This is a genomic window from Proteus sp. MB838, assembly GCF_054767435.1.
Genome location: NZ_BAABMO010000001.1, coordinates 121,374 through 138,883 on the forward strand (window position 1 = coordinate 121,374; position 17,510 = coordinate 138,883).

At 38.3% G+C, this 17,510-nt stretch carries 14 protein-coding genes and 1 pseudogene; 6 read left to right on the forward strand and 9 right to left on the reverse strand.

The window, feature by feature from the left end:
• Window positions 1–152 precede the first annotated feature (152 nt).
• Genes ACYUCW_RS00575 through ACYUCW_RS00585 form a run of 3 tightly spaced genes read left to right on the forward strand, consistent with a single transcriptional unit; the run spans window position 153 to window position 4,104 of the window.
• On the forward strand, window positions 153–2,570 hold the full coding sequence (locus tag ACYUCW_RS00575) for a DMSO/selenate family reductase complex A subunit (RefSeq protein WP_049203236.1): 2,418 nt from the start codon (window positions 153–155) through the stop codon (window positions 2,568–2,570).
• Window positions 2,567–3,208 (forward strand): DMSO/selenate family reductase complex B subunit, encoded by a 642-nt coding sequence (locus ACYUCW_RS00580; RefSeq protein WP_004246705.1) that lies wholly within the window; start codon window positions 2,567–2,569, stop codon window positions 3,206–3,208. The genes ACYUCW_RS00575 and ACYUCW_RS00580 overlap by 4 nt, the downstream gene beginning before the upstream one ends.
• The gene (locus ACYUCW_RS00585; RefSeq protein ID WP_004249026.1) at window positions 3,205–4,104 is read left to right on the forward strand and encodes a dimethyl sulfoxide reductase anchor subunit family protein; all 900 of its coding nucleotides are present in this window, start codon (window positions 3,205–3,207) and stop codon (window positions 4,102–4,104) included. The genes ACYUCW_RS00580 and ACYUCW_RS00585 overlap by 4 nt, the downstream gene beginning before the upstream one ends.
• 71 nt (window positions 4,105–4,175) lie before the next feature.
• On the opposite strand, the gene ACYUCW_RS00590 is transcribed toward ACYUCW_RS00585, so the two are convergent.
• Complete coding sequence (locus tag ACYUCW_RS00590; RefSeq protein WP_460408051.1) at window positions 4,176–6,377, reverse strand: ABC transporter substrate-binding protein; 2,202 nt, start codon at window positions 6,375–6,377, stop codon at window positions 4,176–4,178.
• 344 nt (window positions 6,378–6,721) lie between these two features.
• On the opposite strand from ACYUCW_RS00590, the gene ACYUCW_RS00595 reads away from it, so the two are divergent.
• Genes ACYUCW_RS00595 through ACYUCW_RS00605 form a run of 3 tightly spaced genes read left to right on the forward strand, consistent with a single transcriptional unit; the run spans window position 6,722 to window position 9,556 of the window.
• On the forward strand, window positions 6,722–7,543 hold the full coding sequence (locus ACYUCW_RS00595) for an MBL fold metallo-hydrolase (RefSeq protein WP_004249024.1): 822 nt from the start codon (window positions 6,722–6,724) through the stop codon (window positions 7,541–7,543).
• A gap of 13 nt (window positions 7,544–7,556) precedes the next feature.
• Window positions 7,557–8,804: an MFS transporter gene (locus tag ACYUCW_RS00600; RefSeq protein ID WP_460408053.1), complete on the forward strand. Its 1,248-nt coding sequence runs from the start codon at window positions 7,557–7,559 to the stop codon at window positions 8,802–8,804.
• A 38-nt stretch (window positions 8,805–8,842) separates the two neighbouring features.
• The gene (locus ACYUCW_RS00605; protein WP_460408055.1) at window positions 8,843–9,556 is read left to right on the forward strand and encodes an MgtC/SapB family protein; all 714 of its coding nucleotides are present in this window, start codon (window positions 8,843–8,845) and stop codon (window positions 9,554–9,556) included.
• A 104-nt stretch (window positions 9,557–9,660) separates the two neighbouring features.
• Here ACYUCW_RS00605 and ACYUCW_RS00610 read toward each other — a convergent pair whose 3' ends face one another.
• The 8 genes and pseudogenes from ACYUCW_RS00610 to ACYUCW_RS00645 form a co-directional block, all read right to left on the reverse strand.
• Window positions 9,661–10,605: a DUF3427 domain-containing protein gene (locus ACYUCW_RS00610; protein WP_053088715.1), complete on the reverse strand. Its 945-nt coding sequence runs from the start codon at window positions 10,603–10,605 to the stop codon at window positions 9,661–9,663.
• Between the two features lie 161 nt (window positions 10,606–10,766).
• Window positions 10,767–11,462 (reverse strand): hypothetical protein, encoded by a 696-nt coding sequence (locus ACYUCW_RS00615; RefSeq protein WP_036919340.1) that lies wholly within the window; start codon window positions 11,460–11,462, stop codon window positions 10,767–10,769.
• A 178-nt stretch (window positions 11,463–11,640) separates the two neighbouring features.
• Window positions 11,641–12,534, reverse strand: coding sequence for a dihydrodipicolinate synthase family protein (locus tag ACYUCW_RS00620; protein WP_049203235.1), 894 nt, complete (start codon window positions 12,532–12,534; stop codon window positions 11,641–11,643).
• Window positions 12,535–12,707: 173 nt separating this feature from the next.
• Window positions 12,708–13,595, reverse strand: a complete 888-nt coding sequence (locus ACYUCW_RS00625) for a MurR/RpiR family transcriptional regulator (protein WP_460408058.1) — start codon at window positions 13,593–13,595, stop codon at window positions 12,708–12,710.
• 180 nt (window positions 13,596–13,775) lie between these two features.
• Complete coding sequence (gene nanQ / locus ACYUCW_RS00630) at window positions 13,776–14,249, reverse strand: N-acetylneuraminate anomerase (RefSeq protein WP_049203234.1); 474 nt, start codon at window positions 14,247–14,249, stop codon at window positions 13,776–13,778.
• A 13-nt stretch (window positions 14,250–14,262) separates the two neighbouring features.
• Window positions 14,263–15,683 (reverse strand): annotated as a pseudogene (locus ACYUCW_RS00635) (sodium:solute symporter family protein).
• Between the two features lie 120 nt (window positions 15,684–15,803).
• The gene (gene nanK / locus ACYUCW_RS00640; protein WP_049203233.1) at window positions 15,804–16,673 is read right to left on the reverse strand and encodes an N-acetylmannosamine kinase; all 870 of its coding nucleotides are present in this window, start codon (window positions 16,671–16,673) and stop codon (window positions 15,804–15,806) included.
• Entirely contained in the window at window positions 16,670–17,368 is a 699-nt protein-coding gene (locus ACYUCW_RS00645) for an N-acetylmannosamine-6-phosphate 2-epimerase (RefSeq protein WP_012368574.1), read from the reverse strand. The genes nanK and ACYUCW_RS00645 overlap by 4 nt, the downstream gene beginning before the upstream one ends.
• Window positions 17,369–17,510 lie beyond the last annotated feature (142 nt).

Consider the following 17,510-nt stretch of genomic DNA (forward strand, 5'->3'; position numbering starts at 1 on the left):
GTTTCAGGCGCTCTGCAACGCGGTATGCATTCAATAATAATGCAGCGGAAACCAGATATCCCCATATCAATAGTCTAGAAAACGCATACACATCTTTATATCAAGTATCGGGTAAATTGGCTTCCGCTTATTATGTCTAAGGTAGCATTTATATGAGCAATCAGTCCGATCATCATAGTATTAAGCCAATTTCCGGTGATATAAGTCGTCGCCATTTTATTCAAGCGAGTTCGGCATTAGTCACACTGCCCTTTTTTTCCTCCAACACGATGGCGGCAACACAAGATCATGCAATAGCTGAAAAAACGATTGACGCCAAAGAGAATGAGCGTGTTGTCTCTACCTGTAGTAGTTTTGACTGTGGCGGAAAATGTGATATTCGCGCGCACGTTAAAGATGGCAAAGTGACACGTATTAGCACTCGACCTGACGCCGATTTAGATGAAGAGATGCCTATCATGCGAGCCTGTGTACGGGGTCGTGGTTATCGTAAATTTGTCTATCATCCTGATCGATTAAAATATCCCATGAAGCGAGTAGGTAAGCGTGGTGAAGGTCGATTTGAGCGCATCACTTGGGAAGAAGCTACGACGCTTATTGCACAAAATATGCAACGCATTACCAAGCAATATGGCCCTGCCTCACGTTTTGTCAGTTTAAGCACTGGGGTGACTGGTGGCATTTTTTCTGGTGCTAATATGCTACGCCGTCTGTTTAACCTAACCGGCGGCTTTCTGGAGAATTATCACTCCGTGAGTAATGGTAACACCCTTGCCGTTACCCCTTATACTTACGGTACAGCCGCTAGCGGAAGTACATTAGATACATTAGCAAATACCCCTTTAGTTATTCTATGGGGACATAATCCTAATGAAACTATTTTTGGGCATTCCAATCATTACTTCCAAAAAATGAAAAAAAATGGCACTAAATTTATTGTCGTTGATCCACGCTATTCCGATACTGCCTCTTCTTTAGCTGACCAGTGGATCCCGCTGTTACCGACCACTGATAACGCGATGATGGATGCCATGATGTATGTCATTGTCAGTGAAAACCTGCATGATCAGGCCTTTATCGACAAATACACCCTTGGTTTCGATGAGCATCAGATGCCAGAAGGCGTTGGTGAAAATGAGTCTTTAGTTGCCTATTTAATGGGGAAGAAAGACGGGATCAAGAAAACCCCTGAATGGGCGGAGCCTATCACTAAAGTACCCGCAGATACTATTCGTCAATTAGCCCGTGAATATGCTTCTACAAAACCGGCAGCATTAATCCAAGGTTGGGGACCACAACGTCATATTTGTGGTGAACGGACGGCACGCGGTGCGACACTGTTAGCGACTATTACCGGCAACGTTGGTGTACGCGGTGGCTGGGCGGCAGGCTATGGCATGGCATTAAACTCTGAGTTACGTAAAACCATTGCCGGCCCAAGTTTATTGACCAATCCCGTTAAAGCAAAAATCAATATCACCAATTGGGTGCAAGCGTGCGAAGATAAAAATTTGGTCACACCACAAAATGGCTTACTCAATGCCGAGAAACTTGATACTGAAATCAAGATGATTTTCTCAATGGCGGGTAATTATATGGTGAATCAAAATACCGATATTCTTCATGCCGCTAAAGTGCTTGAAGATGAATCAAAAGTCGAATTTATCGTCTGTAGCGACCTCTATTTAACACCTAGCGCCAAATATGCGGATATCTTACTGCCTGAAACCAGCTTTTTAGAGCGCTGGAATATTGGAGGCACATGGAGTTATGGCGATTATATTATTCTGTCCGAAAAAGTGATAGAGCCAGAGTTTGAACGTCGTACCGACTACGATTGGTTACGTGAAGTGGCTGATAAACTGGGGGTCGGTGAACAATTTAGCGAAGGTAAAGCCACTGATCGCGACTGGATTGAATATTTAGTCAATGATGCCAGTATTAAACGTCCTGAAGATGGTATTCCTACCTTTGATGAATTATTGGTTAAACGTCGTCATCTGCTAAAACATCGCCCTCATACCCAAAATGTTGCGTTTGAGAAAAATATCCAAGATATAGAAAATAATCCATTTCCAACCCCATCAGGAAAGATTGAGATCTTCTCTAAACGCTTATATGAGATGAATAATAGCGAGATCCCCGCACTTTCTCATTATGTGCCTGCCATTGAAGGGCCCGAAGATACGTTAACAGATAAATTTCCACTACAACTCATCACGTGGAAAGGACGTAACCGCGCAAACTCAACACAATTTGCTAATCCTTGGCTGCAAGAAGTACAACGTCAAGAATTATGGATCAACCCATTAGATGCCGAAGATAGAAATATCAAACAAGGCGATAAAGTCAAAGTCTATAACGACCGTGGGATCACCTTAGTTCCCGTCAAACTCACACAACGCATTATGCCTGGTGTCGTTGCCTTACAAGCAGGTGCTTGGTGGCAACCAGATAAACAAGGTATCGATCAAGGGGGATGTGCCAACGTCTTAACCTCATCCCGTAGCACCGCAATGGCACACGGTAATGCTCACCAAACTTTATTGGTCGAGGTAGTAAAAGCATGAGTAAATTTATCGTTTATCCCGCAGTAAGCAGTAAACAGCTAGGGTTTTATATCGACAGTGCTCGCTGTTCGGGCTGCAAGGCGTGTCAGGTTGCTTGTAAAGATAAAAATAACCTCGATGTTGGCCGCAAATTTCGCCGTGTATATGAAATCACTGGTGGTGGTTATAGCCGTAATACTAACGGTGCATTAATTAATAATGTCTTTGCTTACACTTTATCTATCTCTTGCAATCATTGCGATGATCCCATTTGTGTTAAAAACTGCCCAACTACCGCGATGCATAAACGCGAAGGTGATGGCATTGTGATGGTAGATACTGACAAATGTGTTGGTTGTGGCGCCTGTGCGTGGTCTTGTCCTTATGGCGCACCGCAAATGGATCCTGAAACCAAGCAGATGTCAAAATGCGATTTTTGTATCGACTTACAACAAAAAGGTGAACAGCCTGTCTGCGTTGCGACCTGCCCACTTGGGGCAATTCAATTTGGTCCAATTGATGAACTACGTGAACGCTATGGTGAAGTTAATTATGTCACTGGTTTGCCTTCTCCTGAAATAACTCATCCAAACCTAGTGATCAACCCTCACCAAGGGGCAAATAATGACACTATAAATAATAAAGGAGAAATAAAATGAATGAATGGTCATTATTGATTTTCACCTTTATGATGAATGCCACTATTGGCTTAACACTCATAACAGGCCTTTTTGCACGTCGTCTTGCACATTATCTCAGTGCTGAAAGCTATTATCGCTTTATGTTACTAACCTTATTGGTGATTTGTGGATTAGCCGGTTTAGGCTCTATTGCCTCCATTACTCACTTAGGCGTACCGTTAAATGCTCCGAATGCCATTAGAAATGTCTTTTCAGCTTGGTTAAGTCGCGAAGTTGCTGTCACTGCCATTTTTGTAGGATGTTTAGGGATCACCTTTTTATGGCTATGGCGTACCGGTAAATTTTCGATGCTACTATTTGGTGCAAGCCTTCTGATTGGTCTGTTTGACATTTATTGCATGGCATCCATTTATCGCCATACTTCCATTTTAACATGGATGGATAACAACACTTATGTGATGTTTTTTGGCGCGATGCTCACATTAGGGGCAACAATATTCTTTTTGCTGCTAAAGATATTGCAGCGTATAGGCAATAAATTAGGGATAGAAATACCATCAGCCCCTTTCCCTATCCGTTGGAAATGGCAATTGTGGGGGATCATGGCATTTAGTTTAATTGGCCGATTACTCTATCAACCTTTTTATGAACACTATTTAACTCGTACGCTCTATAGCCAAACATCGGTAACCTTTCCGTTATCACCTATTGAAGTCTATTACTCCATTGGCCCATTACGTATGACCAGTTGGATCTTAGCAACTTTGGCTGTATTGGTGTGTGGCTATAGTTTAGTAAAATATTTGATGGGCCAAACTCAGCAAAAATCAACGGAGTCCATTTTTGTCTATGGCGGTATCATGGCAATTATTGCAGAATTTGCTTTGCGTTATGTGTTTTATTCAATTCACTAAATCACGATCAGCCAGTTATTGAAGATGACAATTATCAGGGGAATTATTAGCCCCTGATTTTTTATCAAAGATCATCGTTCACCCTGAGTATCAATCAACAGACGTTGATTAATATAATCAATCGTTTCTTCTATTGTCATAATATGATTAATCACATTAGTAATACCCTGACCAATAATAATCTCAGCTTGCCTTAAGTTAAATAATTTACCATTCGGCACTGATGATTCTCGTATTCCTTGATTAATTTCCTGATAAGCTAGTGTCATCCATGGATAACGGTGGCTAATTTCTTGGTTATGACTAAAATTTTCATGGTTACTATTTCCACCCAATAAAATTAAGTGATCCATCACAACAGGAGAATAAAGCCAACGATAAAACAGTTCAGCGTAAGATGATTTTCTACTGTAACGCGACACCCCAAGTACCCCACCCCCTAATTGTGGTACACCACCCGGAACGGGAGCAAAACCAATTTTAGGTAAAATATCGCTATGTGCGACATCATTAAATAAATTCATATAAGAGATAAGCATTGCCAGATGACCTTGCTCAAATTGTCTGACAGAGCCACTCCACCATTTATGGTTGATATTTTCGGTGATCGACAACTGATGCAAATAATCTGCTAATACCTCAGCGGCCAAGGGCATCGCTAAGCGCGGAATATTATCACTACCGATTAAACGCCCACCTTTAGCGTAATAACGTAATAAGTATTCAGTTGCGATTAATCCCGCACTTCCTAATGTGGTTGAAGCTCCCATCGGACAATGAGCTTGCCCGGCTTGATGCAACTCAGTAAAAAACTGAGTCACATTATCGTACTCTTCAAAGGTTGTCGGCACAGTTAATTCATTACCTGTTTTTTCGTAATACATTCTTTTTAAAATAGTATCTTCAAACAGATCTTTACGATAAAACAGTAATTGAGCGCTAGCATCGAACGGCATTGCATAAGCGACATCATTAACCAAACCAAATTTTTGTTGCGTAGGTAAGGAAAAGTGACTCAATAAATCAGTTAATCCATCACCAATTTTATCTAATGGTCGCAATATTCGCTCAGCAAACCATGGAAAACACGCCATATCAATACGCAACAGATCATAATAAGGGTGTAAATGAAGTTGGCTTAAAATTTGATAGACTTCATCATAAGGATGAATAGCTAAATTCACCTTGATACCAGTTTGACGATAAAAATGAGGAAGTAGTTTTTTTAATGCCGTTGTTGAAGGGCTTGGCAACGTTAGTAAATTAAGACTAATTTGTGATTTATCATCACTCATTACTGCTGGTGTTGCCGTATACAGATATGAACTTCGATTTGCGACAGATACATTATTATTTTTATACTCATGCGGCTCTGCGATTAATAGTGCCTCAGCGACTTCCAAACCAAGCTGAGCATAGTTCATTGGAAAACAATATAACCCTTTTATTACCGGCGGAATATTATCACTTAGAGCAAAGATAATAGGACAATCTGAAGAACTGCCAAAATAGCTTGCTTGTGTTAAATAGCGAGCTTTCTCAATATCTTGTGTGACAAAGATATCGGGGACTTGCTCCATAGAAAAGAAATCAAAAGCAATTTTATAACTCTCTTCATCAGAAGCGCTAAGTATGACACATTTTTTATCGGGTGCAGTTTGAGAAAGCCGTATTTGCAATTGATTAGCAAAAACCTGACTATTTAATTCATCTTGATTATCGCCAAAAATCCCCACCACCTTGCCAGCTGTTTGTGACACTTGCTGGCAAATTGACTCCGCCGCTTGTGCAAAATCTAACGTAAAAAAACGTTGTGCACTGAGGGGTTTGTGATAAATAAAGATAATTTGTGAAGGTGGAAGTTTTAACGTGTCAAAATAGTATTTAGCATCTTTAAGACAACTTACGGTGACTACTTGCTTATAGCCACCTGCAGCAATTTTTTGTAGTAGATCACGCTCAGTGGTCTCAAGAAGATCTGTTAAAAAAAGATCGTAGCTGATCTCTGGAAAATTAACGATCGACTGTCTAAAAGCATTAAAGAAGATCGCATATTTTTCAGAAACCAGTTGGGGTAATAAGATCGCAATTTTATGGCTTCTATTGGTTCTTAGTAGTTGGGCTTGTGTATTTAATTGATAGCCCATTTGTTTAGCAGCTTGATAGACTGCTTCAATTTTTTCAACACTTACATTTCCACGTTTATTCAATACGTTAGATACCGTACCATGCGAAACACCCGCTAGTTTTGCAATGTCCTTGATCGTCGCCATTTCTCTTCTTTCACCTCTATTTCCACCTTCACTAGCATACCTGAATTATTTATCACGACTACTGATAATTGATTTGAACGTTCCACTTACAATTAGCTGATAAATCAATCTATTAAAAATTAAAGATAATAAATAATTATCAATACCAATTAAAATAAATACATATATTAATCAATATATTAGTAAATAATATTTGAATAAGATCACTGATCTGATCTTCATTTATTGGCAAATAACATATGTCATTTTATTATTGGAACGTTCAAATTTGCTTGTAACCTACAAATAGCCAACACCAGAAAATTAATAAAATACTAATAAACAATAAGATAAGGGGATTTATTATGAAGCTTCATTTTTTAGGGACGGCTGCCTCAGAAGGCATACCGAATCCCTTCTGCCGTTGTGAACACTGTCTGAAAGCAAGAAAATTAGCCGGTAAAGATATTAGAACGCACTCTTCTGCTATTGTGGATGACATTATGTTGATCGATGTCTCCCCCACTTTTAGTTACCAACTGATGCGTGATGGTATGGACGCAACACATTTTGAAAGTTTGCTATTTACTCATACTCATCCTGATCATTTTAATGTTGGTGAACTATTTAGCAGAATGGAAGGCTATGGTTTTGAAATTAACCATCCTTTACATATTTTCGGTAACGATCGCGCTATCAATGGCTGTATTGAAGTATTACCAGGTTATACGAAAGAGCGATTTGCATTTCATTGCTTAATCCCTTTCGTTACGGTCGAAAGAAATGGTTATAAAATTACGCCGCTGCTTGCTAATCATGCGAAATGGGAACTTTGTTATGTATATCATATTGAAAAAGACGGCAAAGCTATTTTCTATGGCCATGATTCGGGTTGGTTCCCAGAATTAACTTGGCAATGGTTAGAAAATAAACCGCTTGATATTGTTGTTTTTGAGTGTACTTATGGCTTAAATGGAAAAGATCGTACAGATAATCATATGAGCTTAGAAACGGTTTTTGCCGCCAAAGAAAAACTGCAACAACAAGGCTGTTTGCATCAAGCTACACAAATTGTCGTTTCGCATATCTCACATAGCGGTAAATTACTGCATCATGAATTAGAAACGGTTTGTGCTCCTCATCATATCCGTGTTGCCTACGACGGATTAACGTTAGAAACCAATTAAGAGGGGTACGACAATGGATATGAAAATAACTTCTCGCCTACTTATTATGATGTTTGTGCAATATTTCATGCAAGGAGCATGGAATATGACCATGGGACTCGTATTAAGTAGTTATGGTATGGCAAGTATTATCGGCAATGCTTATGCCTTATTAGGTGTCGCGACAATTATCTCCCCCTTATTTATTGGTATGGTCGCAGATCGTTTCTTTGCTTCACAAAAAGTCATGGGGATACTTCATTTAATTAATGCCGTCGTTATTCTCTGTGTTCCCCAATTTATTGAAGCACAAAACAGTGGCATGACATTATTTTTAATTTTTATTATTGGCTTATTGTTTTATCCAACCACTGCGCTATCTAATAGCATTAGTTTCTCCCATATTAATGGGGTTAAATATTTCCCAATTATTCGCGTATTTGGTACGTTTGGTTTTATGGCAATTGGTTTTATATTGGGTGAAATGGGCTTCTCTGGTAGCACAATGACTTGGTATATCGCTTCTGCAGTCGGTGTATTACTCGGTTTCTATTGTTTTACATTACCTAATACGCCACCTAAAGCGAAAGGCCAGCCTTTCTCACTACGCGATATTTTATGTTTAGATGCATTGTCTTTATTTAAAGATCGCTACTTTGCTATTTTGATGTTTAGCATCTTTATTTTAATGATCCCCAAAACAGCTTATTCTGCTTATATTCCTGTCTTTATTAAAGCATTAGGCTTTGATAATGCGGCTTCTATTATGCAAATAGGGATCGCTTGCGAAGTTCTGTTTATGTTTGTTTTGTCATTCTTCTTAATGAAATTTGGCTTCAAAATTACACTACTGCTAGGAGCCGTGAGCTGGATCATACGCTCTATGTTTTTCTCTTATGCTGCAGTAAATACAGAGCTTTACTTTATCGTCATCGGATTAATGCTACAGGGATTATGTTGGGATTTCTTCTTTACTGCAGGAGATATCTATGTCGATCGCAAAGCAAAACCTGAAATTCGTGCACAAGCACAAGGTCTGCGCTTTATTGTCTCTAATGGTTTCGGCTTATTATTTGCTTCCACTATTTGTGGTCAAATCTTTAACACAACCGTAACTGAAACAGGTGATGCAGCATTACCACAATGGTCAACATTCTGGGTCTATCCTGCCATTGTAGCGGCGATGGTAACCCTATTCTTTATTTTCTTCTTTAAAGATGATGTTTCTAAAAAAAGAAATAGTGAAAATAAAGAAACATCACGAGGAATTACAGCACCTTAATTTTAAAATAAAAAATAAGCCAACGTCAGGAGCAAACCATGGATGCATTAATACAGTTTGTTGACACTATTGGCCCATTATCACTATCAAGTATTGCTAAATTACTGGCCGCCTTTATCTTAGGCGGTCTTATTGGCTTAGAGCGTGAATCAAAGGGAAAACCAGTTGGTTTTAAAACTTGTGTCATTATTGCTGTTGCCAGTTGTTTATTAACCATTGTCTCTATTCAATCAGCCGAATATTACGCCAATATTTCTGACAATATTCGCAGTGATCCCATGCGGTTAGCTGCACAAATTATCAGTGGGGTCGGCTTTCTGGGCGCTGGTGTTATTTTACATCGACGAGATGATGCCATTTCAGGATTAACGACTGCGGCCATTGTTTGGGCATCTGCGGGAGTGGGTATCGCCTGTGGCTCCGGCTTTTATTGGCATGCTATCGTTGTGACTTTCCTCTTTTTTATGGCTATTAAACTAAGCCCACAAGTAGTGCTGTTTCAAATGAATAATCAACGCTTAGGTAAAATTAAAGTGCGAATGCTATTTACTCATGAAAGTGGTGTTCCTCTTTTAATTGACTATTTAAAAAGCAACAAAAACGTTATTGAAAACCTGACTATTCGTGATATTAAAAAGGAGCGCGTTGAAGTTAACTTAAAACTACTTGTGCGACAAAAAATAACCTTACCAGAGTTTTATTACTCATTAAAACAATTACAGCATGTACATTCTGTTTCGCTAGATCACTAGTGTATTTAAAAGCAAAAATGCACTTTAATTTAAATGACAACACCATTTTTATTTTACTTATCTATTTGCGTATTAATTTATGTTGTCCGTATTTTATCCATAAACTATCTTTTACTAAGGTGGTAACGATAGACTGTCGCTTCTAAACATTTTTCTTCTGGTTTCCAGTTTTTAATAATATTAACTAAACCACCATTAGCATAATAATTACCATCTTTTTGTAGAAAAATATCTATGTTATTTACAATATATAAATCAGTTTCACACTCGGCTGAATGAGCGGATAAAACCTCATTACGAGTAACATAAACCGCATCACCTTCTGTCGTCGTACCTTTAACCTCGACACGCCTAAATGTATTATTTTTATGGCATTCTAAATCATAAGGACTATTAGAAGAAGTATCAATTACTTTAAAACCTTGTTTTTTATAATCTTCTTTTGCTTTATTCATTGCATACAGCTCTATTGCCTTTCTCTTTTTAATGTCAGTAACTCGACCTTGATAGCTTGTTTTTTCTTTTTTCAATATCAAAGGTAAGTTGTTATCAAGATCTAAAGTCTCTATTTTTTCCCAAGCATAAATGGCACTTAGTTCTTTATTAGGTTTATCCTGATAATCAAGCACATTATATAAAACTTGAACCGGTCTGTTACTGTTATATTCTATATAAGATAGTCGACCAACATAAATAAAGGGTTGACTTCTACTTTTAATTTTTTCATGTATTCGAACAAATAAAATAACGGTCTCACCAGTAAGTATTCTTTTTATATGAGAAGTTTCCGTTGTATTCTTATTTTGTGATTCCCAATGAAATTTCTTACCGTTATCAACAAATACATCATTGTATTTATGGCTATCTTCTTTGCTTCTTTTATCTAAAGTTACAAATAGAACAATACAATTTTTAAAACTTGTAATTCCTGTTATCTCTTTATTATTTTTTAGTGGTTCTACATTAGCTGTTACTAAAGCTTCATTTTTACTATATGAATTTCCAACAATTAGATTAGTGTAATTAAATTCTTCATCTTTCCGTTTCATCATAAGGCCTTATTCTCTAAATTACATAGCTAATTATATTAGCTAAAAACTATTATTTATCCAAATAAGACAGCAAACATTTATAGAAAATTTAGATATATTATGATTTCAACATCATCAAAGTTAAATCACACAATCTTGTATACAAGATACCAAGCTCTCTAGAAGCACTGTTGATTAAACTCTATCGTCTTATTCAACAATATTTCAGATGATAGTGAGCCTTTGCTCACCACAAATTTAGGATAGTTAATGCTGGTTTTAATATTGATTGGAAGTGATAATCGATTATGTGCTAAAAATTGAAAAAGTGGTGTTATTTTTTCTGATGACACGCTTTCCTGTAAGCGCCCAAGCGTAATGTGAATAATATTTTTATGCAGATGATGATCAATGGGGATTTGCTGGTAAACCTGTTGTCTAAACTGCGTTAATGTTTTTGATACACCTATTAATATCACGCTTCCATTAGTCGTTAAAATAATATCATTAAATAGGATCTCAATCTTTCCTATCTTATTAAAGATATTCGTTATTTTTTGACACCAAGCCAGTAACATTAATTTCTGAGGCTCAAATAACGCTATAGGTTGATTAAAAATGGTCAACAAAGTGCAATGAAGTTGTAATTGTGGAGTCACCGCTATAAAAGGAAATTGCTGAGCAATTTGCTGGCAATAAACATCTAATTGTTGGCTAAAAGGGATAAAATCCTCATCCACCTTTGGTTTATCAATAATGAGCTGCCCCGCATTTAAACTCAAATCGATAATATCTTCATTATTAATCTGTTGTAACCACTTTTCATTGCGCGATAATTTTTTAACTGTTGCTTGGGTTAAAAATGAATAGGCCATTGATAAACCTCGGTAACGAAGATTGTTATTAATACATTGAATTGAATGGTACTTAAAATCAAGTCATAAAGTAGATAATAAAAAAGTGGCTCTCAAGCGAAAGCCACTGTCACATCCAATGGGGGGGATGTTAAAGGATAGGTTTATCTACAATGTCATGCTCTAAGCAAAACGCAATTTATGATAAGAAATTTGCCGCCTTAAATTTCGCCAATGCATCTGCTTTTTGTTCAGCTGTCAGTGGGCGTAAAGGACGACGAGGAGCGCCAACATCAATACCATGCAATTGCATTGCTACTTTGCCTGCAGCAACGCCACCGTATTCGACTAAAACTCGAATAATAGCGATAACTTTATCCATGCAATCTGCCACACCTTGGTGATCACCCTGATTAAATCTCTCAATCAACTCAAGATATAACGGTGCAGCGTAGTTATAGGTGCTACCTACAGCGCTTAACGCACCGCAAGCTAATCCTGCCGGAATAAATTCATCAACGCCAAATGGAATATCATATTTACCTCCCTCTACCCGTAAGCAACGCTGAAATTCATACATATCAGGGGAGTTAAATTTCATGCCAGATAAATTGGGGATCACTTTACCTGCTGCTTGTAAAAACTTTTCCATATCAATGCTTAATCCTGACATGGTGGAATGATAATAGTAGAAACCTTTTGAAGGTGCACTTGCCGCCGCTAAACGACAATATTCTACTAAATCATCAACATGACTAGGTTTAAAGAAGCAAGGGCCAATCACTGATGTGGCTTTAATATCTAATGTGTCAGCATGACGAGCAAGTTCTAACGTATCAGCAATACTTAATGCACCAGTATGAATAATAAGATCAAGTTGTCCCTGACTCGCTGTAACCCAACGTTCAGCGACTTTTTTACGCTCTTCAACCGAGCAATGTATACCTTCACCAGTAGTACCTAAGACATAAGCCCCTGTTACCCCAGTCGCAATTAGGTGCTTAGCAATATCATCAATAACAGGGTAATTAACACTACCGTCCGCAGCAAAAGGAGTATGAGGCGCGGCAATCAGTCCAGAGAGTTTGTTCATGATCACTTCCTATGGAGATTAATTTCTTTATTAATTAACTTATGGAGTTTAACTCTATATTAGAGAGCGACTAGTCATAACGCAATAACGAAAATAGCCCTGAAGGAAAGAGAAAGGTAAAACTGTGATCTTTAGCTACTTTCTGCTCAAGATGCTTTAAAATAGCAATAAACTTATACTGAATGCGTCTGTTTTAACGCATTGAGAGTACGTAATTTCTGCTCTTTTACTGTTTCAGGTTTAGCCTGAACTAACAAGGTATAAAGCAAATCTAAAACAAAAAGTTGTGCTGTTTTTGTACCAATAGAATCGCCTTGTAATTTCCCTTGTCGATTACCATTAATTAAATGATGATCTGCATATTCCATAATTTGTGAGCCTAAATTATGCGTCAATGCAATCGTGCTTGCGCCCGCTTCTTTAGCCAATTTCAATGCATGAACCGTTTCTAATGAATTACCCGAATGACTAATACCGATAGCGACATCACCAGATTTTAATAATGAGGCTTGCATATACATAAAGTGGTTATTAGTTACGGCATCAACACGATAACCAATACGCATAAGTTTATTTTTCAGATCTTCCGCAGTGATCCCCGAAGAGCCAACGCCGCAGATAAAAACATAGTTTGCTGATAATAGTGCATTGACCGCCCCTTGCACTTGCTGCATATCGAGTAAATTTAATGTTTCTGATAACACATTATTTATTGTTGCTTGCAATTTTAGGCCAATAGTGTGGATATCATCTTGGTGACTGACTTCTGCATCAAGGATTGGCGATTCATCATTATCTGATGTTGCCATTTCAATCGCCAAATCCATTTTAAAGTCTTGAAAACCTTTATAACCCAATGTCCGACAAAAGCGGACAACCGTCGCTTCACCTGCTTTGGTTGCTTGAGAGAGTTGGGCAATAGACAACTGAGTCACTTCCGTAGGATGGAACAGGATATAGTCTGCAATACGTTGCGATACACGAGTTAAGCTATTTTTCATAGCGCCTAGCGTATCAAGTATTTTACCCGGCTTTAATCGAGTTGTTGCCTGTTCTGTCATGGACATTATCCTTGCTTGCAGCAAATACACGAGAATAGAATTTTGCCCACAAGAGTACCAATTCCAACAGGTTAAAAAAAGCCTTGTTAAGACAATAATGTGATAATAACAAAACGCCTTATTCTCAAACTCCAACTAACTGATACATGAGAAATAAAGCGTTTTATTAAATAATAATGATTAGTGAGTTAACGCGGCAACATCTAGTTTAATAACCACTTTCTTTAATGTACTGGCCTCATTTTTCTGCGCAATACCTGGCTTATGTGGCTCATAAGGCATAAAAATGGCGAACATATTTGGTGTAAGGGATAATGTTTGACGATGTATGATGTTATCAGTCAACTGATAATCATCCGTTTCATTATAAGGTGTCACATCTTGTGCCGAACCTTGTATTCCAAAATCAATTGTCTCTTCACCTGATAGTAAGATCTGAATATCGATATAACGCTGATGCAATTCGGCTTGTTTTTGCTCACGAGGCATGGTTTCAAAAGTCATAACATTCATAAACAACGTCTCACCATCAATTTTATAGCTGCCCGGTGCGAGTGACGCGGGATCAAGGGCTAATGCTTTTTCCATTGCATGACGTAACGCTGGATTCATTTCTGGCATAGTCGCCAAATCAGATAAATGTCCAAATAACATAGATTATTCCTTCTTAGTTCTCTGATGTTTCACTGTCATCTAAGGAAAGCTGTTTTGCTGGTGCGAAAAGTGGTGCCGTAATGGTTCCTGCAATCACCACTGACATTGAACCAATGACTCCATAGAAGAAGAAGTTAAGATCACTGCCATAACGTGCAGCCAATACTGCAATAATACTCACGATGATCCCAACAACGGCGCTACCGGCATTAGCACGTTTTACAAAAATTCCCAACATAAATAGGCCTGTCATTGGTCCTCCCATAAGACCTATAAGGCTATTAAATGCATCCCAAACTTCAGCTTCATCGGATAAAACTAACCAAATTGCCGCTAAACTACTGAATATCCCTGCCACAATAATAACTAACTTTGCGACTTTCATTTTTTGTTCAGGACTAGGGGATGATTTACTAAGACGAGTATAAATATCAGAATTAAAGCAACTTGAAATACTATTTAAACTACTAGAAATACTTGATTGTGCAGCAGCAAAAATAGCTGCAATAATTAACCCTGCAATACCGATAGGCATTTCCGTCACGATAAATAGTGGCAAAATTCCCCCCGTATTAAATCCTGCGGGTAATAAGCTTGGGTTTTGTTGGTAGTAAACAAACAATGCAGAGCCGATGGCAAAAAAGAAAATAGGAATAATAGCCACTAATTTAGCGTTAGTTATCAATGTACGTTTAGTTTCTTTAATAGAATCGGTAACGATATAGCGCTGCACAACATCCTGACTAGCAGTAAATTGCTGAATATTGGCAAATAAAAACCCAATCATTAATACAGGAATAGTGCTATCTGTCCAACTCCAGCGCCATTGTGTGGTAGGAAAGAATTTATCTGCTTGTGCTGTAGTAGTAAAAATTTCGCTAATACCACCATCAACTTTAAAACAGATCATAATAAAGATCAGTACAGCACCACCAGAAAGTAATAAACCTTGAATAACATCCGTCCAAATAACGCCTTCAATGCCCCCATCCAAGTATAAATAATGCATAATAAGCTTATTAATACGATTAACACGACCGGATCAATCCCCATAAAAGGACGTAAAGCTAGTACGGTTAAATAAGTAATAATAGCAACACGCCCAATATGGAATAACATAAATGAAAGGCTAGCAAATAAACGACTACGAACATCAAAACGAGCTTCTAGATATTCATAAGCGGAGGTGATTTTTAATTTTCTAAAAAAAGGAATATAGAAATAAAAAACTAAAGGTAAAATTGCAATAGCTAAATACTGTCCAATAATAAAGGTCCAATCAGAAGTATAAGCTTTAGCAGGAATGGACATAAATGTAATCGAGCTTAATGTGGTCGCAAATACAGACACTCCAGCGGCCCACCCAGGAACTCGCCCTCCACCACGGAAATAGTCATCCGCAGTTTTTTGACGTTTAGAAAAATAAACACCCACGAGTAACATAGCTGCCAAATAGCCAAACAGCACTGCATAGTTAATAAAACCAAAATCATGTAATTGCATTTTTTAGTCCTGCCATATGTAGGGTAAAAGGTAAGTTTTACGACAGTTTTTTTATTGCTCTCTAGACCATAGGGTTGCGCCCCATAATCCAGCATCATGATGATAGTGAGCTGATACAATCGGCACTTGTAATGCTAATGGTTGTTGTGCCATAGCAACTTGAACCAATTCGAGATAGCCGTTAGCAAGTCCCACACTGCCACCAAGCACAACACAATCAGCATCTGTTGTAGCTTTAATATTTGTGATCAAATTAGCTATAGTGTTGGCAGAGCGTTTAATAATGGTGGTAGCCTGTAAGTTTCCCTGATGAAAAGCGCTGAAAATTGCCTTAGCATCTTTACCAGCAAGTTCCCCTTCAGCCTGTGAGGCAATCGCACGCCCCGATGCGATGGCTTCAACACAACCATAGCGGCCACATCCACAACGAGGGCCTCGAGGATCAGCTAAGGTATGACCTAAATGGCCTGCAAGACCACGTTTTCCTATTAGTAGCTGCCCTTGCTGAACAATGCCTCCGCCAACGCCGGTTGAGACCGTAATAAACGCCATATCAGATATAGTGTCACGACGATGATAATACTCAGCCCATGTGGCAGCTTGGGCATCATTAAGTAACCAACAAGGTGATCCGGTAAGGGTTGATAGTGTTTCCATTAAAGGAAAATCGTTTAACCCACCTAAATTATCGGGGTTTAATGCGGTTAAAATGCCATTACAAATGATCCCTGTTGATGCAACGGCAACACTATCGGCATGGTTTTTTAATGGTGTAATAATGCTAACTAATGCTTCATAAAGTTGTGTTGGAGATGGACTTGCTGGTGTTGCTATTTGTCGATGTTGTGTCAATTGGTTATCTCGGCTAATTAATGCTGCCGAGATTTTGGTTCCTCCAATATCAATCGCTAATGTATTCATTTATCTAACTCCTGCTGCCACTTTAATGCCTGAGTAAACCACTCACAGACATGTTCAAGACGAGTTAATGCAGAGCCAACGGTGACCGCCCAAGCTCCCGCTTGCATACCCCTTGCCGCCATCATTGGTGTGTTATAACGCCCTTCCGCAATCACTCGACATCCTTGCTCTGCTAATGCGGTCACCAGTTGAAGATCGGGTAATTTTGGTATTTCCCCACCGGTATAACCTGACATCGTTGAGCCAATAAATTCAGTACCGAGTTGATGACAATACATCCCTTCATTAAAAGTGGCACAATCTGCCATCGCTAGTTTTCCTAAACGATGAACATGCTCTAGCAATGCTTTCACGGGAACTGGGCGTAGGCGATCAGTACCATCAAAAGCGATAATATCAGCACCAGCTGCGGCCAATGCTTCAATATCATTTAACCAAGGCGTGATCCTGACAGGGCTATCAGGCAAATCACGTTTTACAATTCCAATAATTGGCACATCAATAAGAGGACGTGTTGCTTTTAAATTATCAATTCCTTCAATACGTACTGCGACGGCACCTGCATTTACTGCTGCTTGAGCCATTGCGGCTACAATGTCAGGTTTATCCATTGGACTATTATCAACAGGTTGGCAAGAAACAATTAACCCACCTTTTTGTTGAATATCTTTAGTCATCTTTTCAATTAGTGCCATGTTGAACTCACTGCTCTCTTTTTTTGAAATGTAACTCCGAATTATATTATTTTACGGAGTTTTATTTCTCAATCAGAAAAACTACGATCTGTGAAGAAGATCAAACAATGACCAAATTGATATAACCTGATGATAAATAAAC